We start from the raw sequence: 23929 nt of genomic DNA, 5'->3' as shown, positions 1-23929 counted from the left end.
TTTACACAGCTTACAACTGCAACCATCTTGGAACAACAAATTCTTCTGCCAGATGCGCAAGTTTGTATTGCTTATAATTATGCTGATCTACCCACACCGCTTCTTCTAATTCAGCCTGCGGACTTATTTCTTTAATTTCAGATAAATTGAGTTTGAATACATGTCCTACGACCCTTGTATCGGCTTCATTTACCGCTGCAGCTTCATGCGTCCCCAGAAAAAGCAACTCTTCCACAGCTACTATCAACCCAATCTCCTCTTCTATCTCCCGGCACACAGTGTTGACAAATGTTTCGCCCTTTTCTATCTTACCTCCGGGCAGCTGATAATACTCAGATCCTTTTTTACGAACCAGCAACAATTGCTTTGCAGGACTCAGCACCATAGCTGCGCATATTTCAATGCTGTTTTTCTTCAAAGGACGTAACCTGTTATTAGTATTTTACCGGATAATCACGCATATGTTCGAAATGGTAATTCGGGTTAGACTTTAAACTGTCGATAAGATCCGATAACAATTTTTGCCCTTTTCTATTTTGAAACATATCATCATGCATCAGTAACACCACATTATTGGCCGTAAATGAATCTTTCTTTTTCAATCTGTTTTTCATACGCTGATAGATTTCATTAACAGATTGTACAGGTTGTCCTGTCAGTCCGTGGATTTTCCACTCCACATCCCATCCCATGATTTCATATCCGTTAGCATAAAGCAAATCTGCTGTGCTTGTACCACTTTGCAAATCAATTCTTCTTCTGTCTTTGAAATACCAGATATTACGTCCCGGCATACGGGTAATCTTATACTTCAGGGCCAGATCTGCCTCATTTTTTTCAAAATCCGAAAATGCATGATCCGGATTGCTGTAAAAAACACTGAATTTATTATTGGCATGTGTATAACTATGGTTGTAGCAATCGACCAACGGATTATTATAATATCTCAGATAATCTTTTTTGAGTCTTTTACTCATATTTGCGTGTTTACCGATCAGGAACACATTAATCTTAATATTCTTTGCTGTAGCAATCGAATCAATTGCTGAACTTCCGATCAGTGGTCCGTCATCAAAAGTCAGGTAGATATGCTTTGGAAGGCTATCAAGCTTTGCATTAATGGAGTCCCGTTGTGCTTTAGTCAGCTTCGCTTTATCAACAGGCTCTTTTTTCTTAACCGAATCTACGGTTAACGTATCTTTTTTTGTCTCAAGATCTTTTTTCTCGGTACTATGCTCTTCCTTTTTTGTAACTGAATCCTGATGTTCAACAGTAGAAGTTTTTTGAGAAGACTGATTATTTCCGCAGGACTGAGTACTTAAAACAAGTACCGATAGCGCCATTCCTGCCACCACATTTCCAATTAATCGCATTTAATATTATTTTTATATTAGACTTTTTAATAAAAGTTACGCAAAAATAACATATTAAATCTGACTTATCTAATTTCAAAGAAAAGTTGTTTCAAAAAACAACAAAGGAATCCTGTGGCAGAATTCCTGTGTTAATAAAACTATAAATTTACAACCGGACTAATCATGGTGACGTCCTTTATTTTTGCCACGGTGTTTATTCCCTTTATGGTTATCCTTACGATCGTGACGATCATAACGATCGCGGTCATGACGGTCTGAACGGCCTCGCCCGTCTCTTAAATTCACCTGACTGTAATTACCTGAGTATCTATGATAGCGCTCATGATAATGGCTGTGTCGATGCCATGGGTTGCGATCATTTACCACTACTTTATATGTTCTGTACATATTATAACGACGGTATTTGCTCGGTAAGCTACCTCTGGTCACCCATCTGTTTCCATGGTAATAAGTATAGCGACGATGCACAACATCATAATATACATCCATTTCCGGCATATAATAGTAACGGACATAATCGTATCCTACTGGTCCCCAAAGTGGTTGATTTCCGATATTGACATTGATACGAACCTGAGCCTGAGACGGAGTGAAAGAGAAGATCCCTCCGATAAGCAATGTAATGTAAAGTAATTTTTTCATGGAACCCTCCCTATTTAATGTTTTTCTAATGTTTGTGTTTACTCTTTGTTCTTTATGACTGTCTATTATTTACAAAAGATTAATCCAACGTAAGGATAAAGTGACAATTAACTGATAATGTGCACATTATTTTATCAATCAACTACCCTGCGGGCATCTTTCCTTCAAAAGGAGAGAACTGTATTAGCATTGGCGGGGACGCCAACTGACACGGATTACATAAGAACAAACAACTTAATATCTCACGCGTTTGCTGGTGTCCTCACCAGCAATTGAGATCAAGCAAACGGAACAGCATAGCCTGTTTGGTCAACCTCTCTGCCCTTGCGGACATCTCTCCTTAAAAAGGAGAGAATTTTGTATAGCTTCCATTTATAAACGCAAAAACCAAATGCATAGAATTTTAAAACCAAATGTTAAAAAAATTAGCGAATCACATCTTTTCGTAATTTAAAATAACTTAAGATTTTATCATTTCAGGCTTGTAAAAAAGACCCTTTCCGGCAGTATCAGTTTCAACTATATTTATAATGTTTACTCAAACAAACCTCCTGTTCTTCTACTCATTTCTATGAATAGAGGGGTTTTCCTGGCATAACTAGTCTCTTCAATATTAGGTTGAAAAGAACCTACAGAGCATGTATAAAGGCTAGCACCTTAAATGACAACTAACCGCAACTGTGCAGAGGCAGTTGCGGTTAGGCTAGCTTGTCGTATTACGACTAAAAAAATGGATTTTAAAGTTTCCTATGACTTTTATGGTGGTAAAATTTCTGTTAAATCTGCTACTTGAATAGTTAAAGGTAGTATAGAAAGGTCATACCCTGGGATGGAGGTGCCGGTTTGCCACAGCTTGATGGTAACAGATTGACGGAAGTCAATACCGGAAATGCTCCGTGGAGTTACGACTTTATAACTGTCATTTACTCCGGTATTTACCGATCCTGCGTAAAATAATCCGCCTGAATCTCTGCTCGTTGCTAAGAATCTGCATGTATTTTTTGACGCCGTCCCCTTTTGACTTGGCCTATAGGATGCCACAGGAATGAGAATGGAATTGCCTGGTTGGCTAAACTCCAGGTATAATTCTGCAGTCTCCGTAGAAGTGGATGAACTGGAATGATATTCGCAAAAAAACTCTATTTCCAGCTTGCCGGGACCTCCGGAAAATGTGCCGGCAGGAATGGTATAGGACCATTCGTTGCTTGTATAAGCAATTCTCAGATATTGTTGTCCGGAGATCGTTGAGAATATACCTGATACCGGAGCGTGTATCATCCGTAGTATACCGGATCCCTGCGCTGCCAGAGCCGGCACTTGTCTTTTTGTGACCAGATGCGTGTCTGCTGTAGCATCTGCTCCGGTGATGGGTTGGGTAAATATTTTACTACCTCCTATTGTCTGAGAAGCAGAAGTGTTAACATATTCAGCATCTGTCTTTAACCCCAAAAAGTTCCTGACAGCTTCAGATGTCCAAGCATAGTGATAACCATTTCCAGTATCATCATTACCGTAAAGAGTTGTAAGACCTCCGTCTGCTCTTGGATTCTGGGCCGATAGAGCAGTTCTAATATAATTAGCTTCTATATAACCACTCCCGTCTCTCTGCACCACTGTCCAAGCTGTAGAATTGTTGTAAGACATCATAAAATCACCATCTGTCCACACCCTTCTTACAGGATTATATTGGGCAACATCTCCGTTACGAGTTCTGAGATAAAAATTATTTCCACCTCCATTGTACTGTCCGAACAACTCGGTAGCATATGCACCATTAAGACCTGAAAAACTTATAACACTTCCTGCGGCTTCTTTTCCAGCGTAGTTATAATCAAACCAAGCCTTATTTGTTAGTACAGAGTTGCTAAAAGAACCTCCTTCATTTGCCCCAATTAACATGTCTTGATCCAGGTAGATCCTACCATTATTCCTAAGATGAAGAATACTACCTACAACATTTGGTTGGTGGAATCCTATACTTGGAAAAACATCAGTGCCGTTACCCTTAACTTCTATAGTAGAGGTATTGTAAGCATTGCCTCCAGTATAGGAGAATATCTTCCTTACCGGAATAGCTTGATTGATAGTAGTTAAGTCAACCCTGTTGTTATTCCATGCATCAACATTAGATTGATTAAAATCTCCCGAAGTCCAAAACCTAACCCAAGGTTTCCAGCCGCCTGTCTCGTATGACTGACCGAAAAAAGAGGAACTACTTCCCCCTAGACTTGACTGTGCGAATCTGAAAGCTGACCCATTGTTACCACTGTCATCATCGTATGGAACCATAGTAATAACTCCTGCCCAAGGACCTACGCCCGGTTGTCCGGCTAAACCTATAACAGATGAATTTTTAAAATCGAACCATGTTCCGCTCAAAAGATTAGTAGAGGCTATAGGATTCCAGTCTCTGGTGTCGTTAACTCTGATACTGTTATGACTCGGTTCTCCTAAACCTCTTCTTGGGTATGAGTCTTTGTGGTTCCCCCAAGAGTACGCCTCATTCCACTGGGCTGAATTACCACCTAATGAATTAATCTGTCCGCCGAATGAAGCGATCCCGGTTGCTCTACTTATACCTAAAGGTTGGCCCAGGTAACTACCATCGTCGGCATATCTCGTAATGGCGAAGTCACTTCCGGCATTCCCCCCCGCCTCACTTGTTGGGCTAGTGAATAAATCCCATCTTAGTAATCCGTTATTACGGTACTGTAGCTCTTTATACTGATTAGAAGTCCCGTCAATGGTTAAGGCATCTTTAACTCGTGCATTTCCCTCTACATCTATTTTAAATATAGGTGAAAGTACTCCAATCCCCACATTTCCTGCAGGGGTTATCGTAAACATTAAATCAGAAGAAGCACCTCCAGAATTACTATAGATCCCGAAGTGGTTCTCATTTATGTTGTTAGTTCCTGAAGATAAAGACCATGTCCTGCCAGCTAAATTTTGAATGTCTAATTTAGTCGAGTTTGAATTTACCCCACTGAAACCTATTGTTATCGGTCCCCAATAAGAGTTTCCTCGGGATGCGACTGAAGCTAATGTTTCACCGCTCGAAGGGATGTCTAATAAAGTCTTTAACTGATTCTTATTTATAGGACTCCATATACTGCGCTGCGAGTCCCAAGCTATAATATCACTTGGATTATTATTAGCACCATCCCATTGTATTCTATAAGTTCCCCAAGCGTTAGAGTTAGATGACGTTATCGGCCAAGTACCACTCGTATTACTTCCATCTTTATTTGCTTTCGAAGTCAGATTGTCATTCAGTCCAACAATATCCTCTGTGGACAGACTGACATCACCAATCTTACTGTTTACGGATCTAACAATATTACTAGCCGGATCTCCTGCAGGACCTTGCACCCCTTGTGCGCCCTGATCACCTTTGTCGCCTTTTTCACCTTTGGCGCCCTGAGGGCCTTGAATACCCTGTGAACCGGTCATACCTATTGGGCCACGTTCTCCGGCATCTCCCTTGACACCTTGTGTACCTTGTACTCCTTGTATACCCTGGTCTCCTTTATCACCTTTTGGCCCCTTGATATTCCCGACATCCTCCCACGCTGAACCGTTCCATACGTATAGAAATCCCTCAATTAAGTAGGCATCACCCCGGTTGCCGTCAGGTGGTAGCGAACTTTCGTTTGGAAGTGATCCTAATATAGTTACGCTGGTGCCATCATTCCCTTTGTCACCTTTGTCACCTTTGTCACCTTTTAATCCCTGCATCCCTTGTAAACCAGGATCACCTTTATCTCCTTTAGGACCAGGATCACCCATCACTCCCTGAATACCTTGTTCTCCCTGAATGCCCCGCAAACCGGTTTCGCCTTTTTCTCCTTTAGGGCCTTGCACGCCCTGAATACCTTGTATACCTTGTGGTCCTGTATCGCCTTTGGGTCCGACCGGACCCTGAGTACCAGTATCACCTTTATCTCCCTTGTCACCTTTAGGACCGGGAGTAAGGGAAATATGCTGTATAGCTGCAGATACAGCCTGAGTTGTCGGGTAGGTATTATTATCAGGGTTTGTCAGATCCGTCTTTCTATTTGTTATAGATTCTTTCTCCTCTAATGTTTCCTCTAAGCCGGATATCGAACTGGCAGGCTGTAAACCGGTATGATTGTCCCTATTGCTAGCATAGTCTTTCACTGCTTCAACAATAGCATCAGTTTGAGCCCGGGTGTAATAATCCGACAGATCCACTTCCACTGCATCACGCCATTGCTCATTCGCAGGATTATATACCCGCAATTTGTGAAGTGTAGTATTGTAAACGATCTTAACAGCATTAGAACTGTCTGTCTGCCCTTCCAAAATATCACTATCCGCTGTCGGTATGCCTAAGCCTCTGATTACAGAAAGGAAGTCATCTACCTGTGTAAAAGACGCAGCAGATCTTGGGCGACTTGGTGGGATAGTCTGCGAAACGCTTGATGCGTTGTCTGTCACTGCAATAGTTTTAGATATTTTCTTTTTCATTATTTAGCCGTAATTATTTGCGTTGTCAAGTCCGGCTTTATTCGGACTCGAATTATCCATTTCCTCTGATTTATCACCAAAAGAAGACATCTTATTATTGTTTACAGAGAGAAAAAGTCTTCTTCTGCATTTCATCTATATATTTGACTGCTTCTTTACTTCCCAAGCTGAAATAGCAGATTACACTCAGGAGAATAATACAGAATTATCAAAAAGGAATATCAATCATCCTCAATACGCTATGAAATAAAACTAGTTGGTATTATTGTTTGATCTTAAGAATTGTTACCTCGATTACCTTACCGTTATCTGCGCTTGTGGTTTCATAACGAATACTAATATTTCCCCCGGTCAATGAAGGAACTTGCACAGCTAGATTATTAAGTGATAAATATTCAGGAGCATAAGTAGCCTCCGGAGCAACTCCGGATACTTCGTATAAACATGCTCCCTGTACCATGTACCGAAATCCAGATTCGACAATCCCGCCATCAATAAAGGCAGAACCTGCGGATATATTTGCTCTTAATGTGAGCACCTGCATTTTGTCATCCACATATTTTTTAGGAACCAAATCCGATGATTGCAAAATTCCAGAATAGTCACCATCATAATAAGCTCTGCCTGAAATCTTAACTGTACGATCTGTTGTGTCTATAGCTCCACTATGTATAGTTACTCTACGCACACTCTGACTTGTTGTTCCAGTAGGTGTGTTTATAAGTAGATCACTACCATTCGTACTTGGAGATATGTAAAAATAATTATTTCCTCTGCGAAATGATATTCCAGATGATGCCATTGTAGTATATCCCGTACCTGAGGAGTTTTCAGCAACAATACTTGCTAAAGTGGCTGTAGAAGGGTCTTTAGTCTTGATTCCTGAGAAAAAAGTTTTAAGTCCGGTAATAGTCTGATTGGAAGTTATATCTACTCTGCTATTGTAGGCCTGGTTCCAGTTACTAATATCATTTACAGAAAAATCTTTGCTTGTGTATATCTTGTGCCAGTTGCCAATCCCTCCATATCCGTCAGTTCTGGTATAAAGATCTCCATTTGCATTTTGTCCGCCTGCAAACATTGTTTTATAATCATCTAGACCGAAGTTTAAAAAGGTTCCGTAATTGTAACCACTTGGAACTCCGGTAGCATCAAAGAGCTTACCTCCGGAACCGATTAGGTTAGCTACATCACCTCCTGCAGCTCCATATTTTCGAAATCCATTATTATAAATATCATTCCATTGATTAGAATTGCCACTACCAGTATTTATGATACCATTAACGTTAACGGAGTTGCCCATCCACATTTCACCGTTTGCTCTGCTTATTCGTAATGGGTTACCATTGTATGAACCATCATCTTTATAGGCATATATTCTAAAGTCACTATCACCATTGACGCCTCCATCTGTACCTACAAGAAACCGAGGCGTATTATTTGTATAGTATGAAAGCCATTTTTCTCCTGTGGAGTTAACAGCAATATTTTCTGCGGTAGTGTTGCCAAAAAAAGTAGTTAACCTCCCCCTCATTTCAGCCGTTTTAAGGGGTTCAGAATTTTTTCCTCCAGACCAAAATCTAATGGGTTGACCTTCCTGATTAGCCATGATATCTAATCCGCCCACAACATTAGTCGATATTCCATAGCCAAAATCAGCGCCATCGGGAAGATTTCTGATGGATGATTCGTTAGTAACAACTCCTACTGGTGTTGTCGTGCTAACATGCCATGAATAGTTTTTTGATCTAACAGTACCGTTTACCTCCAACTTATGTTGTGGACTCGCCTCGCCAATACCAACATTCCCACTGGCCGTAATTGCTAATTTCAGATTAGTGGCATCCCCGTCCGGATTATTATATATTCCAAAACTGTTTTCATCATAATTATTTGTTCCGGATGACAGCGACCATGTTTTTCCAAGAGAATTCTGTATATTAAGCTTGGTTGTGTTTGAGTTTACTCCCTGATAGCCTATTGTTATTGGCCCCCGGTAAGAGTTTCCTCTCGCAGCGACTGACGCGAATGTTTCACCTCCCTGAGGAATACCCAAAAACTCTTTTACTGCTGTTGGGGTTGCATAATATCCATAACCATTGCTATGATAAGCTAATAACTTAGTAATATTATTCTCAACATCAGCACCTATCCAATTATAATCTCTTTCAGGATTTATTACATTTGATAATCCCTTTGATTGTAGCCCCCATACTCCTGTTGCATTAGATCCGTCAGCTTTTGCTTTAGCGTTCCATTCTGTTGAATTTCCGCCCGTAGCTGCTATTACACCATTTACATCTAAGGGATAGACCGGATCTGTTCCAATTCCTACAAATCCATTTGCTTTTATCTTTACACGTTCCAGATCATTGCTTCCTAATCTTAAATCTGTATTCTCACCTGAGAAGATATGCGCACCACCTCCGAACAGGCCCATATACATCCTGTTATTATTATAGGGGTTTTTAAGTGTAATGTCACGTGTCGTGGTAGCTCCTCTCTCCACCACGGACTGTAAGGTTTCGCTATCCTTGGGTGTGGCTCCTACATCCGAAGCATCCAGGATAACTGCTCCCTGCTTTCCGTTTATGGAAACAACTTTATTTGTATTATCGACTTTACCCCACACAGATCCGTTGGAAATTATCCAATCTCCATTATTATACTCTATTCCGTTAAAAGTTCCGGTGACACTTGATATATAATAGTGACCTTTAGTGTCTGATTCTGGTATAGCAGATAGTGCAGGTGTATTAGAGGCTGGATTCCAATTTCCTTTATAGTTTACGGAACCTATTAATGCCTCCGGCACCTGAGACATTGGAAGCTTAGCATTTACGTCCAAAGTTGCTACACCGTTTGATACAGCTTTTTGTGATAGCGGAATTTTGCTGTCTAAAAAGGTTTGCAGATCCTCAATAGTGCTTATTGCTTGTTTACCGGTATGATTTGATCTGTTCTTTGCTGCTGTGAGCATGTTGTCCAGCTGCTCTTTGGTATAATAGTCCGACAGATCCGCTTCCACAGCATCACGCCATTGATTATTCGCAGGATTATATACCCGCAACTTGTGAAGTGTAGTATTATATACGATCTTAGCGGCATTGGAACTGTCTGTCTGCCCTTCCAAAACATCGCCATCCGCTGTCGGTATTCCTAAGCCCCTGATTACGGAAAGAAAGTCATCTACCTGAGTAAAGGATGATCCAGACCTTGGGCGGCTTTGTGGTATAGCTTGCGTAGATGCTGATCCGTTGTCGGTCTCTGCAATAGCTTTAGATATTTTCTTTTTCATGATTTAACTGTAATTATTTCCGTTGTCAAGTCCGGTTTTATTCGGGCTTGAATTTTCCATTTCCTCTTATATTATCACAAAAAAAGATTATCATATTTATTGTGAATAGAGAGACAAAGTCTTCTTGTGCATTTCTACTATATTTATTTGGCTGCTTCTTTACTTCCAAAGCTGAGCAACATACCTAATCCCAAAAATCCGGTAAAACTGTTAGTAAGATCCATACCTCCGAATAATTGTCCTATTATAACATTGCTCTCCGGAGCGAAATGTAAGACAACAGATACCACAAACAGCACCACGACTGCCCATAGCCAGGCAGGAACATTTTCCATTAATAATTTGCCCCAGTCCGTCCGGATTTCTTTACTAAATACATATGGTCGGGCTTTGATCAGTGTGTAGAGAATAATCCCTAATAGCCCTGCTAAAAAGTTGATTATCATTTTTAATTAAAATTTCCTTGATTTTTGAAGTACAAATAGTTTGCGCCAGTCACTGGCAATAGCTTTGTCCCGCTTATTAAAAAATTATTTCCTGGCATTGATTTTTTAGCCGGATCAGTTGTTCCCGCGACAAATTTTAGTTTGCTAAAATTGTCTATACTCAAAATAAAGGTAGTGCCGTTTGCTCTCTCAATGTTTAAGTTCCAGTACCCACCTGATATACTGATATTCCCGTACACACGGCAATGAATGTCATAGAATTTGTCAGAACCTTTGACAACACCAGTAACGCCGAATATATCTTCTATGCTGTAGAATACTCCATTGTATATTAAGCCATAGTTTACCTTACTATCAATAGACCGATCGTGATATATCTTATATGTTGACAGCTTTGCTGACGATGTGTGCTGACCAAAATTGTTAATATTCCTATTAGTATAAGATTCTCCGCTAAGATATGATGCTATCTGAGGCATGGTTTCGAGGTAGTCACGATAATAAAACTGCTCACCGTTGTATAACACACTGTCAGTTGTTGACCAGCTGATCGTATTAAGATCTCCTGGTCTTTGAATTTCAAAAATCATTGAGGATGAAAAAATAAGATTAGTAAGATCGGCTATGTCCTGCTTAGATGCATATTCCGGAAGCGTGATATTTCCAAAAAAATCAGCCTGAACGCCGTTAACTGACAGCGGCATTACTGCTGCAACAGGTACTGGAGTCTGAGGAGACTTTAAAGTCAAGTCACTAGAATATATATCAAAAACAAACTTACTGTTTAGCCCTATCATATAAAACCCGTTGAATCCAAATCTATATTCGTTCAATTCGGAATCATTATTATATCTTGACTTACCCCTAATATACAATGGGGTAGCTTCGAAAAGTTCCAACTCTCCTGTACTCATAGTTTGTGTAACTGTACCTAATCCACTGTAGCCAATGTTATAACTTCTTGAAGTTCCATACGAATCAATAGCACTTCCATTCGTTCCATACGCATCGATATTTACATCTCCGCCGCCAGATTCTAACTTTATAAAGTTACCTTCTGTTGTAGTATCTATCTTAATGAAGTTACCTGAAGATGGAGGAATAGTAATATTTCCGGATTTATCGGCGTATAGTCCGTTTACTGATAGAGGAAGTGTTCTTTTTTCAGGCTCAACAGATACACCTTTATCATTTCTTGGAATGAAAATATTGTAATTAGTACTACCGATTTCGTTGAATTTCAAGCCAAAATTTCTATAATAATTTTCAGTTGTATTAATTTCAGAGAAATTGAATCCTTTATCGCCTAACATATAAGAAGAACCATGAACGCTACCTGAAATATATCCTTGAACACCACCTGGAAAAACCTTAAAGGTACTACTACCAAATTCATTACTGTCAGAAGTATAAATATATCCGGGAGCTAATGATATAATACCATTAATATCATCAGTACCACTGTAAGACAGTTGCATTCCAAATTGTGATAGTTGCACACCTCCATTTTCACTGTTCAAATGAATACCATAACCAGTAGTTACATCATCAACTTTAACATACTTAGAGATATCAATGCCAGATAATAAAGAGTCTACCTGACTCTTAGTATAATAGTTCGTCAGATCGGCTTCGATGGCATCGCGCCATTGAGCTGTGACGGGGTTGTACACACGGAGTTTATTCAGTGTGGTATTGTAGACGATCTTAGCGGTATTCGGACCGCTGGTCAGTCCGTCCAGGACATCGCTGTCTGCAGTAGGAATACCCAGTCTCTTGATTACAGACAGGTAGTCATCTATCTGTGTGAAGGATGATCCCGAACGTGGTCTGCTTGGTGGAGTCTGCTGAGCAAATACGCCCATCACACATACGGTCGTTATGAGTGTAAGTATTAATTTTTTCATGCTATTAACTGATAATAATGTAATCTGTGTACGCTGTACGCTATTCTATCGGTACGCTACTCCATTTACTTAGAGTTTGATAATGATTTTAGATTGGATATTTCCCAGAGGTATGCTGAATCCTTCCAGATCACCATCTCCATCCCGCACATCATCTATAGTCACGGGCTGTAGAGACCAGGATAGTCCATTATACTGTTTCACTAATAGTGTAGGGTAAGATCCAAATCTATCTGCGCGTTGTTCTGTCCATTCCATATAATAGACATCCTGTCCGCTGATCTCCACAATCTCTGGTTCCAGCTTATTGAGCAAATCTGTCGGATCAAAATTATTGAGTCCTTCCAGCTTTGTCCTGAGTGCAGTTGTAAAGTTTTCCTGTGAGAGCCCTTTCCCGTTTTCCTTATCCACTTTTTCGGAAATGCCGTGCGCATCCGGATCACTGATATGGATATCCAGCACTTGCTTATCCGCTTTTGCAGCGATCAGGGCATTAAGCCCCTCTACTGACCCGACAGGAATCTTATCATCTTTGTGGAAGAAAGAATCCCAGGTGTCCCAGAATTGTTGCTGGGTGGGTTTTAAAGATGTTTTAAACCAGTTTTTAATGGTGCTTAATGCTACCTTTGCCATATCTTTATCCTCCTATATATTCAATAAATACTACAATACGGTATGGATTCAGAATACTGAAAGACTGAACATTCCCTCCGATCCCGCCTGCATTGCCAGACTGATAAGTGTATGTGCCCTCGGGATCATTAGGAGCAGCCATTAAATACCTTCGATTAGAACCACCCGCCTTACCTTGTGTAAATGTGGTACTGTGGCTATGAGGAGGGATGTGAGATATGTTAAGAGTAGCTTTGTCATCTCCACCTCTTTTAGCATATCCGTACTCCGGCGTATCAGGATCATAGCCCATAGGTAAACGTCTCCTCCATTCAGTTACCTCTTGCCAACCCTCCGGAATTTCATTGTAAGGTTTATTCCATAATACCATCCCTCCACCCGCAGTAAATACTGTATTTACTTTCTCCAGTTTGGCTAGACGGAGAGTAAGGGCTTCCAGTGCCTGCTGTGTGGCTCTGCCTGCCAGCTCATCTGTGAGTTGTATATTACTGGACGGCCTCTTGAAGTCTGCCCAGGCAAAAGAACCTGCAACAGTACCAAACGTGACATATCTGCGCGTAAACACAGGTTTGCTGACCCCATCTTCAAAAATCTTGTTTGTGATCTCTTCTGTGATCATTACATTGGGACCAAGAGAACCTCCCTTGAATTCCAATACCTCTCCATTAATAGAGACTACACCATCACTGACCTGTGCCCCGTTTGTGTGACAGCCTTTTAGAATGGTCAGATGCCCTGACAGGTCACTAACGGCGTTAAATACACCGTAGGCATTCTGCATAAAATCCAGCGTGTCCGTCTCTAACGGAAATCCTCCGGTTTGGTTAAAATTTGCCTTATTCATATCTGATATCGTATCTTTTAGCAGCCAGGCGATAATAATTTACCATAGCTTTCATGTCATCTATATTAAATTGTAATCCATTCGGAACAAGAACTATAAAGTCTACACCTGTATCTGCATAGTCACCAGATGGTCTCAGGTACAGAGTTCCTAAATATTTGATATCTTTCTCCGGAGGTGTATAGATATATTCTCTGTTGAATTTGTTTCCGTCCATTATTTGTATACGTCTGTCACTGCTGTCGAAGGTATCATTGAGTACCTTGCGCAGGTGACAGACCTGTCCGTTGTGTGCCAGTCTGTACAGATTGGCAGCTCTGTATCCTACCCACTGATCATACAGGTCGACCAGCGGGGCTATCAGAGACTGGATCAGCGCAATAATATCCGTTGTCCGGATAGCTACCGGCAAAAACAAGACAACGATCCTCTTAAAATCTACCTTATACCACATATTCTATACCCTCGTAATTTTCGATTTTGAAATATCCGGACAACGGGATCGTACGAATATCGATTGTCCTGAAATCCCCATACCCATTAACTGCGGGATCGATCCATTTAGACATTGCCGAATCGATCTGTACAATGGCTACGCCATCCGCTGTTTCCAGTTTGTTTGCCAGCTCCTGAAGTCTCAGCTCGCCATTGAATGGCAGCGCTCTCAAGAACCCGCGAATAGCCTGTTCTACCGGTTTACCTCCATTGACCCGGTGCGTGCCATCCGCATCCAACACGAGGGGATCTCTGACTATTCGTAAGGATAGCCTCAGGATATCCGGCTGATAGTTGATAACCGTGGTCCGTACACCGGCATCTTTTACTTCATTGATATATGCTGTAAAGGCCTCTTGTTCGATTTTGCTAATGGGATTAAGTTCACCGGCCACTTCTGTTGCGATCTTTACGATCAGTCTGGTGTCATCCTCAGGTTCCTCTACAGCCGCATATTTTATGATCTCTGATGTTTCGATCTGATCCTGACTCAATCCGGTATTGTCGTATTTGTCGCTATCGGGGATCAGTTCATACCCGTACCGGAAAGCAAGTGCTTTATTACGATACCATCTTGCAGTATGCGGGAGCATCTGAATCAGTGTATCACTGACTTCCTTTTTGTGAGTATCCATGAGGATTTCTACGGTCCAGATTGAAAAAGCGACAATGTCAAAAATGAAATTTTCCAGACTCACTTTACTGAATTCGCGCTCAAAGGATTCGCCCTGGGTAAATCCATACATTGCTGCCAGTATTTCACTGGCCATAAACCGCTGTGTAGCGACTGTTTTTATTTCCTGTATTGTTCTTGCCATAGTTATTGTATCTGAAAATCTACCTGTATTGCCCAGTAGTCTATACCCTCGAGCTGTGGTGAAACCATTTTATCTGTTACATTGGACGTTGCAATCTTGTGTTGTTTACCTTCAAAATATCTCACGATATCCGGAATGGTAAAGACCGATTCAGGGAGCACAAGCTCCTGTCCCGGAGTAAGTGGCTGCGCGATTTCCAATCCATTTGTATAGGCAATGGCAAATGCAGCTCTTACTGAGCCATATTTTTCCAGTGCAATGTCAAAGAGGGACTGATGCGCGATTACTTTTATGCTCTTCATTTTTTTGCCTCCAGTTCAAATACCCGTTTGTGTAGTTCTGCATTTTCTGTTTGCAGCATTTTGTTTTTTCTGGTCAGGAGCGAGATCTCGTCCTTGAGGATTCGTTCTTTACTGGCAAACAGCGCGACTACCTCATTAAATTTTGCTTCATAGCGTTTTGACAGATCGTCCAGTAACGTTTTATAATAGTCCGCGAACTTGACTTCATTGTCTATCTCTTTGGACCTGACATCCTCTGCCGTACTTTTGCGTGAAAATACCCAGTCTGCCAATTTCGTCATAAACACTCCCGCCGCACCTGCCAGTACCAGATACAATTCATTCATCATACATTATCTTTTATTTGCTGTTTGATCTGATCATATTGTTTGTCATCGAGTGCCAGATGTATCTTCACCCGGCTTTCTATATCAAAATTCTTAACCTTTGTCTTACTGTACTGTATCAGGTTGGCTCCGAGTACCGGTTCGAACTTTTGTTCGCCCTGGTTCATCTGCAGGATCAGTGCTACCTCCTGCATCCTGGAATCACCGACGACCAGCCTTCGTGAGATGATCAGCAGATTATTTTCAGCTGTCAATAAAATACCTTTGCCTGCCATGTTATATCTTTATTACTCCTGTACCTGTTACTGCTACGCCTGTAGCGGTCGTACCTGTGACTATCGTCGTACGCCCGATTACAAATTGTGCAACAGCTGCTGCTATCTTCTTTGCCTGCTCTCTTCTTGCTTCTCTGGGATCTACCTCTACATCCGAATACATATCAAATGCATCTTGTATAAATGCGGCTAACTGTGCTTCTGTTATTGCTGCCATACTATCCGATCAATACTTTGTTTAACCTTTGTTTAATTACCAACATCGCCGGAACATTTATACTTCTCCCATTGATGACTATTATCTTGTTCAGCTCATCGATCATATCGTTCAGGACTGTTTTCAGACTTTCATTTCCCTGTTTGATGATCAATCCTTCCTCTTTGATGTGCAGCACTGATTCAGCAATATTGTACTGTACTTCCTCCAGTTCCTCTGCATCAATCAGAAAGCTATTACCAGGCTGATTGCCAATAATTCCTATTATGGCTCTTGTTCCTGTTTTAGGTTTTTTGTATTGTGCCTGCAGGCCCAGCAGGACATCAAAATAGTCCAGGTCATCGATCAGTCCGGTAGCGATCATGGTCTTGTCTTCCCAATCTACGGACTTGACTGTCACCCATGCTGTCTGAATCTCTGCACGCTCACTGATCATCTGTCCGATCATCTGTCCGAATTTGCTTAGTTCTCCGCTCATGTGCTTACTTTATCTCCGAGTGTGATCTGCTGACGTATGCCTCCGCCATCAAATGTTTTGACTACTTTTTCTATATAATATGTACCTGCCCGATCCTTGTAGAGATCTGATACAACTGTCACCTTCTGTCCGTGCTGTACCGATGGCAATCCAAAAGCAACGAATGATCCGTCAAAGCGATCTACCTTATATTTTTTGTATTCCATCCTTCCCTGTCTCTCCAATTCCGCTTTGTCTGTGATGCCATAGAAAGTAAGCTTACGCTCATTTCCGTCCTCATCCCCGATATTGTTGATTTCAATCTTTTCTCCGTTTCGCAGTGTCGATTCACATTTGATCTTGATCTTTACATCTTCTTTTAGTTTATACTTCAGAGATGTAGACACACAGTTACGTTCCAGATGAAATACAAATGTTTCCTTATCTGTATTCGCACTCAGGTATTTGCCTGAAGTCAATTTCTTCCCGCGCATATAGGTATACAGTCCCCACTCGGATTTCAATTTTTCAAATACCTGTCCAGCCTGCATCCGTGGGTAACGGACGGCTCCAAGCTGCACACCTTCCTGAGCATCGATCTCATACGTGGGCGCAATGGCCTTCAGCAGGTCTTCTAGCGTAGCATTCTTTGCAGAATAGTTTACCGGCAACAGTTTCACCTTAGACATTTCATTTTCGAACTCCAGTGTGATTGGAATATCTGCTGACACCCTCCTGATGTAACCTGTAAATTCTTCTATCGGATAACCATCGTATCCGAATGAAATGGTCAAAGCATCTCCCGGACGAAACATATCACGGACATTGTATTTATCAAAATCCTTGATGTTTCGGGGTAATACCAAAGAACCTTTATCCGTCAGTTCCTTAAAGGAGCTTTCAAACTCAATTTTTGAAACTTTGTACATGGTTATCTCGCTACGTCTTTCTGTCTTGTGAAAGACTATCTTACAGCACATGGTCAATGTCATAGCCTGATCTCCTTCGCTGAAGGCAACCCAAATTCCATAGGTTCATCTCCGTATAATGTTGTTGAAAAAGCTACTACTCCGGGTTTTCCCTGAGGGATATTTTCGGACCATTCGGACATCACAACTCTGCTAAGCCCGCGAGCTTTAAACTGCGTTCCTGAGATTTCAATCGAATCCGCAAGATTTTCCCATTCCAGCATTCTGGCGAACTGGTCCTGAGCAGAATTGCCCCGCTCATCTACACAGACTCCTTTTACATCTATCACCCAGTCATCAAATCCATAGATCTCTTTTACGGTACCATTACTGCCAAGCACATTAGTACGTGTAATATTCTTTGCACGACGAAATGTGAACATGGTCGCTGCCGGGAGTGTGAGGGATTCTAAGGATTTGGTCGCTATCTCACCATTCATCTTGTATAATTTGTATGATCCGGCTACAAAGGTGGCATTGAACATAATGGGCGTATTCATCCAGCTAAATCCATCATTTGCTAATGTCTTTATCCCTGAAAAGGATATAGCCGATGCCTGGTCCTGTGCAATTGGTTCTGTCAGAAAGAATGGGTACTGCACTCCAAAAGCGAGCTGAAAAAGTTCTGAAACATTGTATCTTATATCTGCCATTATTATCCTCCCATATTAATCACTGCATCCCGTAGACGATCATTTACTAATCCGACTACTTTATCCGCTACATCTCTGATATTTGTGTCTCTGGACACAGCAAAATTGTTTACAATATTGAGCGTCATACTGATAGACTTTATCCCATTAGACCCTGATCCCACATTCAATGGTTGCTCCTCTCCTTTTGGTTTTGTCTTGATCAAACCGGCATCTGGAAATTTCTGTGGATCTACTGGTTTTATTAAACTATTAACATCTGCCGGAGATCCCGCTGCCTTGTCCGATTCTTTCTCTGACTCAGGTTTAGCCTCAGATTTTTTTTCATCTTTTGTTCTGAGATCATTTTTGTCCCGAAAATCTTTTACACTCTGTAAAGCATCCTTAGCCCATCCCAATCCTGGTATATTAGCCATTACACCCAGTATCTTTTCAATAGGATGTAATAAAGCATCCATCAATACTATATTGATTCTCCTGATAGCCCCAAAGAAACCTTCTGACTCGAATGCTTTTACTACACTTTCCCAATTTCTTTTTAGCAGTACAATTGCACTGACCATATAGCCTATAGGTCCCAGAAACATCAGTATTGTAGATCCCCAGGTATCAAAATTTTCAATCGCAGCATATACAAGGCCAATCATCAAAGCAATAGCTACTATAATCAATCCGATCGGATTGGCGGACATGGCAAAATTCAATGCATTCTGGGCTGCTGTCTGTAGCCATGTCACTTCAGACAAGGCTTTGAAGGTGGTAATGCCTCCGGAGAGCAGATCAAAAAACGGAGTCATTTGCTGAGCATAGATACCTATATCTCCAAGCATCTGACCTGCTTTAGTGGATACATTGGTCCAGAAGGATATAAATCCAGATCCGGCCTGCTCCACAGCAGGAAAATCTTCCATCTTTGGTATACCGTTGGCAAGACCTTCTACAAAAGAAAATCCTGCATCTTGTCCCACATCTTTAAAGATGTCAGCAACCAAGAGCTGCTTCGCACCTGCATTCATTCCCTCCATACCCTTGGATATAATCTGCAGGGCTTCGATGGTTGTTTTGCCAGCCAGATCTTTTTGTGTGATTCCTATGCCGGCAAGCGCCTCCATCTGGGCAGTACCCATTTCTGTAATGGAATTGCCTGCTACACTCAAAGAGGATAGTGCTTTATCATCATAGATGCCGTCTTTTCCGGCCTTAGCGATCAGAGCTATTGCAGTTGCTCCATCGATTCCAAACTTCTTGAATTGCGGTCCGTACTCATTGAGCTGATCCAAATAATTACCGTTGATATTCGCACCTCGCTTGTACCCTTCTTCTATGAGCTTTAAGTTTTCTTCATAACTTCCGCCCATCTGCTTGGTCATGGCATTTGCGGTCTTGGCAACCTTTGTCGCATCTTCGCCATATACTTTTCCGATCTCGCGGCTTTTGGCCACAAAATCATCCAGAGATTTGCCTGACAGATTGGTCATACGCTGTACTTCTACCGTGAGGTTGCGTATTTCAACAGAAAAATCTAATCCATTGGTCACAAACTTCATCGTCTGATTGATCCCCTCTGCTACTGCAGTCCATTGGTCTGCATTATTTTTGATCTCATCCAGACGGCCATTGATCGTATTCAGATCATCTTTGGTATCCTTTAGCTCCGTTCGTAAATTTTTTACTTTTGCTTTCTGCGCTTCCCAGGCTTCTAATGCCTCAGCTTTATCTTTCCCGGGTAAAGCGTTTTTATATGCTTTTTCGAGTCCCTTGAGTTCTTCTTCGTTTTCTTTGATCTTGTCTTTTAGATCTCTAAAATGAGTCTTCGTATTTTCAAGTGCTTCTCTTGCCTCCGACGCCGTAAACTTGACAGATTGTGACAACTTATCTACTGAATTAGAGACACTATCAAAGCCCTTAATCATGTTTTTGATGGGGGCATTCACTTTGTCGCCTAATTCAAGAATCCATTTTAAATCAATTGATGCCATCTGTTTACTTTCGTTTACCTAGTGTTTTAAAAACCTCTGTGAGCAATTCTGCCAGCACCTTTCTGAGCACGGCTTCGTTATTTTTTGCGGTTACCTCTTGTACATATACCCACTGCTGATAATGCTTTGCCCAATCCTCCTCACTGAGGGTATCAGGATCGATGCCCATACCTACCTGTATCACGGCATCGATCTTTTCTATCTGTCGACCGGTTACATCTTCCGGGTCCAACCTGTACCGGTCTACAGCTTTTTTATCTCTGCTTTGGCTGTAGTCAACAGATCTCCTATCCTGGTCAGCAGTTGTGAATAGACTGCACCATCATGTTCATATGCATCACGATCACCTTCCAACACACATCCCAGCATTACTTTTTGCTGCGCTGTACTGTCCTTTTTCACTTCGTATTCGGCAACAGCCTGAATCACTGAGCGACCTGGCTTCTTGATGAGATACACAAACTGGTAGTCATCATCTGTGGTGATGGTGACTTCGCGCAGATTGCGTCTGCCTCCCATACGGGCAGCATGTATTTCGATCTGTTCTTCTCCATAAGGTCGTATGACCTGGAAAGCGCCTTCTTTGCCTGTTTTTTTTAAATTTCCTGCCAACTCCATTATACGTTCCAGTCAATGTGTGAAACAATCAGTGTATAAGCTGTGGCGATAGTGCCATCTCCCTGTGCGACTTCGACACCATCATTTGTAAATTCGGCATTGCGGATGACGTCCCGTGTGATTGTGCCGTCTTCCCGTGCATACTCTACATTGATATCAAAAGGAGCGATATCCTGTAATCGCTTACCAGCAGATAAGGATTTTTTCAGTGCATCCACCTCTTCTTTGTAAAGGGTAAATGAAGCTGTAGGTTCGTAGTTACCACGGCTTCTTCCGACCGGATATTTACCTGATCCGTATACATTTTCTTTTGTTTCGGAGTCCGAATATGCCAGGGCTGATATGCCTTCCAGGTCACAGCCCATTACGTTGGCGGTAATGGAATTCCATCCTGTCATCACCCCAAACTTGTTTATAATTCTAGTTTCTCTTGCCATTTCTTTTAAATACTATTTGTTAAACCTACCGCTACAGTGAACTCATGCACTACTCCGTCAGCAACAATGCGTGCCTGAACTTTTACAGGAGAGGAGTCATTGACAACCTGTTTAGGATTAATAATTACTTCACGTCCGCTGATATCGTCATCTGCAATCATTCTATCCAGCGCTTTCTCTAATAAAGTCTGCCAGTAAGCTGCTGTTGTACTTGCAATAAATCCTGTTGCAGGATCTTTTTTGACTTTTGATTTGATACGAGGCAATAGCGTTGCACGAATAATGCGTACAGCTTTGTTCCATACACGGTTATTTTCGATATACGCATAGTCTGAATTGCGGTCAATGGCTGTACCTGAATTGTTAAAAAAGAAACCTGCATATCCCTGATAACCGACGGCAATAATATATCCTTTGTTTACAATTGCATTTAACTGGGCTTTATCCAGAGAGGCGATTGTTTTTTCATCTGTCAGATAGGCATCCATCCATCTGTTTGAGGTTTCATCCGTTAGCGGATAATCTGAGGATCCGCGTTTGGTACGAGGTTTTAGCTCAATATCTACAGATCCCAAATTTTCTGAAATCTTACGTACAGCGATCATACCTAATGCTGATCCCAGAGATACCCTTCCATCTTCTTTCTCACAAGCCACGATTACAGATACCTGTGGACATTGGAGGCTGTATAGATCCAGTGAAAAATCATTTAGATCATCCACACCCAGGAGTACAAAATCAATGAATCGATTTTCTTCAGCCAATGTGTTTACGATCAATTGCTGAGCATTGACAAGATTGCTCAGTTGATTTGGAGTCTGACTATTATGAGTCTGAGCAATAGCATATCCCTTTATTTCGGGGTTATGATTAATAAAAGTAGTCAGATCTGCTGCCAATGAACTGTTAAACAGGTATAGGGTCGCCTCTGGTGCAAGTCTGAAAAACTCTGAGATCTGATCGTATACTGCTACATTATTACTGGTATCAAAATTTTCGTTGATCCCGAGTTCCTCTGCATCAAATGTAGAGGTCAATACCACTCCTTTGCCACCATTATTTACAGCTGTAGCCACCGCTCCGGCTGGAATACCGTTTACAATATAACCTAGATGGTTATCTGTACCCTCTGCCATACGTTGGAGACCGCCTTGCAGCCTCTCAATATTAATTCCGTTCATTTGTGCCATTATACTTCTTGTGTTTTTAGCGTCTGGGTAGTATTTGTGACTACCTGATGTAGATTAGCGTAAGAGATCTTCTCTAAGCGCTCTGCATCGACAGTTTTAAATGGTTTTTCTGTCTTTGCTTCCTTTTTTGTTGTTAAAACTTCCATTTTATTAATTTTATTCGTTTTAATAGAATACGGCTTATTATGATTATGAGACTGATGCCGCCCACCCAGGCTAATACACGAATGTACCAGGGGGTGAATTTGATTTCTTTTGATACTGTATTGGTAATCGTTAATCTTCGTTGCGTATCGGTCTGAATCATCTTATCTCTGAGCTGCGCATATATAGACAGACTATCACAGATACAATCCATATTGAGTCGGCCGCTTGTTACCCTTGCACTTACGGTTGCATTCCTGTTGCTATTTTTCCGGACAAAACCTTCTTTCAGATCTTCGACCTGGATATCCAGAGAGACCTTAGCTGGCTTCGTTACCAAAATTGTATCTCTGATACGAATAGTACTGGTCACTCTGACTGTATCTTGTTGTATTATATTGGTGGTAACAGGTACCTGACGCGATGATTTGCAGCCCGTAATCAGCACACCAGTGCATAACAACAAGGGTAGTATTACCGCTGAAAACGCATTTACACGGGGCATAGATTTCTGTCTCCTCATTACCATCTAACCTTCACACCACGGATATCATAGTGAAGAAAGGTTTTATATATACCGATTCCTCCCTCTGCCATTACACCTTTTGAAATCAGCTTTTCAATAATTACAGCCAATTGATCGGGTGTGTATCCTTTGACATTGATATCTGCAGCAGAAGCTGTAAGATGCTGAGAATGTAAGGCTCCTTTTACTTTTTTATTATGAATAGCGGTACGATATCCGCTGCCGGTAATGACAACAGCTGTACCGATATAATCCCTCAGGTTCTGAAGGTTCTGTGCGAGCCTGGTTACATTACTGTAGAATCGCGGAGGTACCGCAGTACCGTCCTTACAGGCAAATTCAGCAAGCGTGAAATTTTTAGTTAACTGCATATCTGGTTACTCTTTTTTAATACATTATTTCAAGAATCAGATCCTCATGTCTACCCGGAAATTTTATTCAAAAAATCCATGGTATGTACATTAAAAATCATTGTGAGAGAATTCACAGCGGCACACATGACAGCGGCACTTCCTGTCGTTGAATAGGTCCCGATTACGTCGGTAATGTGGATGTAGCCCCGGTCCGAATGCGCCTCCGCTGTGATCTTCATACTTGTTGTTTACATTCACGTCTTCGTGTTTGATGATACAAAACAAGTGTTAAAACGGAGTAAAAAAAAATACCAGAACCGGCTTAGTATAAGCAGCTAACTAAATTAGTATCAGCAGCATACTAATGAATATCCTTGTTTTTTTAGGTTGCTATCATTTAAGCAACTTTGCTTCATATCATTTGAAATTATAGTTAGTATACCGAAAAGGGGATTGAGGTCTATGGGTCAAAAATGGAGCTATAAAATCCATTTTAGAAAGTGTCTGGTATGCAGATCTGTCTATGGCTTTTGC

Annotated in this window: 26 protein-coding genes; all 26 read right to left on the bottom strand. The window is 41.3% G+C overall.

What is annotated here, in order from left to right; all coding sequences use genetic code 11:
* Positions 1–10: 10 nt before the first annotated feature.
* A complete protein-coding gene (locus tag I6J03_RS17605) occupies positions 11–418 on the bottom strand; it encodes an NUDIX hydrolase (RefSeq protein WP_039989540.1) in 408 nt (135 codons plus the stop codon).
* A gap of 16 nt (positions 419–434) precedes the next feature.
* Positions 435–1373 (bottom strand): polysaccharide deacetylase family protein, encoded by a 939-nt coding sequence (locus tag I6J03_RS17600; RefSeq protein WP_003003513.1) that lies wholly within the window; start codon positions 1371–1373, stop codon positions 435–437.
* A 159-nt stretch (positions 1374–1532) separates the two neighbouring features.
* Positions 1533–2018, bottom strand: coding sequence for a hypothetical protein (locus I6J03_RS17595; protein WP_003003516.1), 486 nt, complete (start codon positions 2016–2018; stop codon positions 1533–1535).
* Positions 2019–2774: 756 nt separating this feature from the next.
* The gene (locus tag I6J03_RS17590; protein ID WP_003003523.1) at positions 2775–6509 is read right to left on the bottom strand and encodes a collagen-like domain-containing protein; all 3735 of its coding nucleotides are present in this window, start codon (positions 6507–6509) and stop codon (positions 2775–2777) included.
* 3 nt (positions 6510–6512) lie between these two features.
* Positions 6513–6644: a hypothetical protein gene (locus I6J03_RS22805; RefSeq protein ID WP_003003527.1), complete on the bottom strand. Its 132-nt coding sequence runs from the start codon at positions 6642–6644 to the stop codon at positions 6513–6515.
* A 127-nt stretch (positions 6645–6771) separates the two neighbouring features.
* Positions 6772–9807 carry a hypothetical protein gene (locus I6J03_RS17585; RefSeq protein ID WP_003003532.1) on the bottom strand — a complete coding sequence of 1012 codons (3036 nt, stop codon included), beginning with the start codon at positions 9805–9807 and terminating at the stop codon, positions 6772–6774.
* Positions 9808–9950: 143 nt separating this feature from the next.
* Positions 9951–10253 (bottom strand): hypothetical protein, encoded by a 303-nt coding sequence (locus I6J03_RS17580; RefSeq protein WP_003003535.1) that lies wholly within the window; start codon positions 10251–10253, stop codon positions 9951–9953.
* Between the two features lie 2 nt (positions 10254–10255).
* Positions 10256–12160, bottom strand: a complete 1905-nt coding sequence (locus tag I6J03_RS17575) for a hypothetical protein (RefSeq protein WP_003003538.1) — start codon at positions 12158–12160, stop codon at positions 10256–10258.
* Between the two features lie 69 nt (positions 12161–12229).
* Complete coding sequence (locus I6J03_RS17570; protein WP_003003541.1) at positions 12230–12793, bottom strand: hypothetical protein; 564 nt, start codon at positions 12791–12793, stop codon at positions 12230–12232.
* Between the two features lie 4 nt (positions 12794–12797).
* Positions 12798–13637, bottom strand: a complete 840-nt coding sequence (locus I6J03_RS17565; protein WP_003003543.1) for a hypothetical protein — start codon at positions 13635–13637, stop codon at positions 12798–12800.
* Entirely contained in the window at positions 13630–14091 is a 462-nt protein-coding gene (locus I6J03_RS17560; RefSeq protein ID WP_003003546.1) for a hypothetical protein, read from the bottom strand. Before I6J03_RS17560 ends, I6J03_RS17565 begins: the two co-directional genes overlap by 8 nt.
* A complete protein-coding gene (locus I6J03_RS17555; RefSeq protein ID WP_003003549.1) occupies positions 14081–14950 on the bottom strand; it encodes a hypothetical protein in 870 nt (289 codons plus the stop codon). Before I6J03_RS17555 ends, I6J03_RS17560 begins: the two co-directional genes overlap by 11 nt.
* Positions 14951–14952: 2 nt before the next feature.
* The gene (locus I6J03_RS17550; protein ID WP_003003552.1) at positions 14953–15252 is read right to left on the bottom strand and encodes a hypothetical protein; all 300 of its coding nucleotides are present in this window, start codon (positions 15250–15252) and stop codon (positions 14953–14955) included.
* The gene (locus I6J03_RS17545; RefSeq protein ID WP_003003555.1) at positions 15249–15581 is read right to left on the bottom strand and encodes a hypothetical protein; all 333 of its coding nucleotides are present in this window, start codon (positions 15579–15581) and stop codon (positions 15249–15251) included. The genes I6J03_RS17550 and I6J03_RS17545 overlap by 4 nt, the downstream gene beginning before the upstream one ends.
* Entirely contained in the window at positions 15578–15853 is a 276-nt protein-coding gene (locus I6J03_RS17540; protein WP_003003558.1) for a hypothetical protein, read from the bottom strand. The genes I6J03_RS17545 and I6J03_RS17540 overlap by 4 nt, the downstream gene beginning before the upstream one ends.
* A 1-nt stretch (position 15854) precedes the next feature.
* Positions 15855–16070 (bottom strand): hypothetical protein, encoded by a 216-nt coding sequence (locus tag I6J03_RS17535; protein ID WP_003003560.1) that lies wholly within the window; start codon positions 16068–16070, stop codon positions 15855–15857.
* Between the two features lies 1 nt (position 16071).
* On the bottom strand, positions 16072–16548 hold the full coding sequence (locus I6J03_RS17530) for a hypothetical protein (protein ID WP_003003563.1): 477 nt from the start codon (positions 16546–16548) through the stop codon (positions 16072–16074).
* Complete coding sequence (locus tag I6J03_RS17525; RefSeq protein WP_039989549.1) at positions 16545–17456, bottom strand: hypothetical protein; 912 nt, start codon at positions 17454–17456, stop codon at positions 16545–16547. The genes I6J03_RS17530 and I6J03_RS17525 overlap by 4 nt, the downstream gene beginning before the upstream one ends.
* Positions 17457–17515: 59 nt before the next feature.
* Complete coding sequence (locus I6J03_RS17520) at positions 17516–18148, bottom strand: DUF6046 domain-containing protein (protein WP_003003568.1); 633 nt, start codon at positions 18146–18148, stop codon at positions 17516–17518.
* Positions 18149–18150: 2 nt separating this feature from the next.
* Complete coding sequence (locus I6J03_RS17515) at positions 18151–20127, bottom strand: phage tail tape measure protein (RefSeq protein WP_201693868.1); 1977 nt, start codon at positions 20125–20127, stop codon at positions 18151–18153.
* A 4-nt stretch (positions 20128–20131) separates the two neighbouring features.
* Complete coding sequence (locus I6J03_RS17510) at positions 20132–20359, bottom strand: hypothetical protein (protein WP_003003579.1); 228 nt, start codon at positions 20357–20359, stop codon at positions 20132–20134.
* A gap of 11 nt (positions 20360–20370) precedes the next feature.
* The gene (locus tag I6J03_RS17505) at positions 20371–20739 is read right to left on the bottom strand and encodes a hypothetical protein (protein WP_157600379.1); all 369 of its coding nucleotides are present in this window, start codon (positions 20737–20739) and stop codon (positions 20371–20373) included.
* 5 nt (positions 20740–20744) lie between these two features.
* Positions 20745–21182, bottom strand: coding sequence for a hypothetical protein (locus I6J03_RS17500; protein ID WP_003003585.1), 438 nt, complete (start codon positions 21180–21182; stop codon positions 20745–20747).
* Positions 21183–21187: 5 nt separating this feature from the next.
* Positions 21188–22372, bottom strand: coding sequence for a DUF2586 family protein (locus I6J03_RS17495; RefSeq protein ID WP_003003588.1), 1185 nt, complete (start codon positions 22370–22372; stop codon positions 21188–21190).
* Between the two features lie 133 nt (positions 22373–22505).
* Complete coding sequence (locus tag I6J03_RS17490) at positions 22506–23039, bottom strand: hypothetical protein (protein WP_157600380.1); 534 nt, start codon at positions 23037–23039, stop codon at positions 22506–22508.
* Positions 23039–23413 (bottom strand): YcbK family protein, encoded by a 375-nt coding sequence (locus I6J03_RS17485; protein WP_003003596.1) that lies wholly within the window; start codon positions 23411–23413, stop codon positions 23039–23041. Before I6J03_RS17485 ends, I6J03_RS17490 begins: the two co-directional genes overlap by 1 nt.
* Positions 23414–23929: the final 516 nt, after the last annotated feature.

The organism is Sphingobacterium spiritivorum (assembly GCF_016724845.1).
Lineage (GTDB): Bacteria > Bacteroidota > Bacteroidia > Sphingobacteriales > Sphingobacteriaceae > Sphingobacterium > Sphingobacterium spiritivorum_A.
The sequence above is the reverse complement of the archived record's forward strand: the minus strand, read 5'-3'. Positions and strand labels throughout refer to the sequence as shown.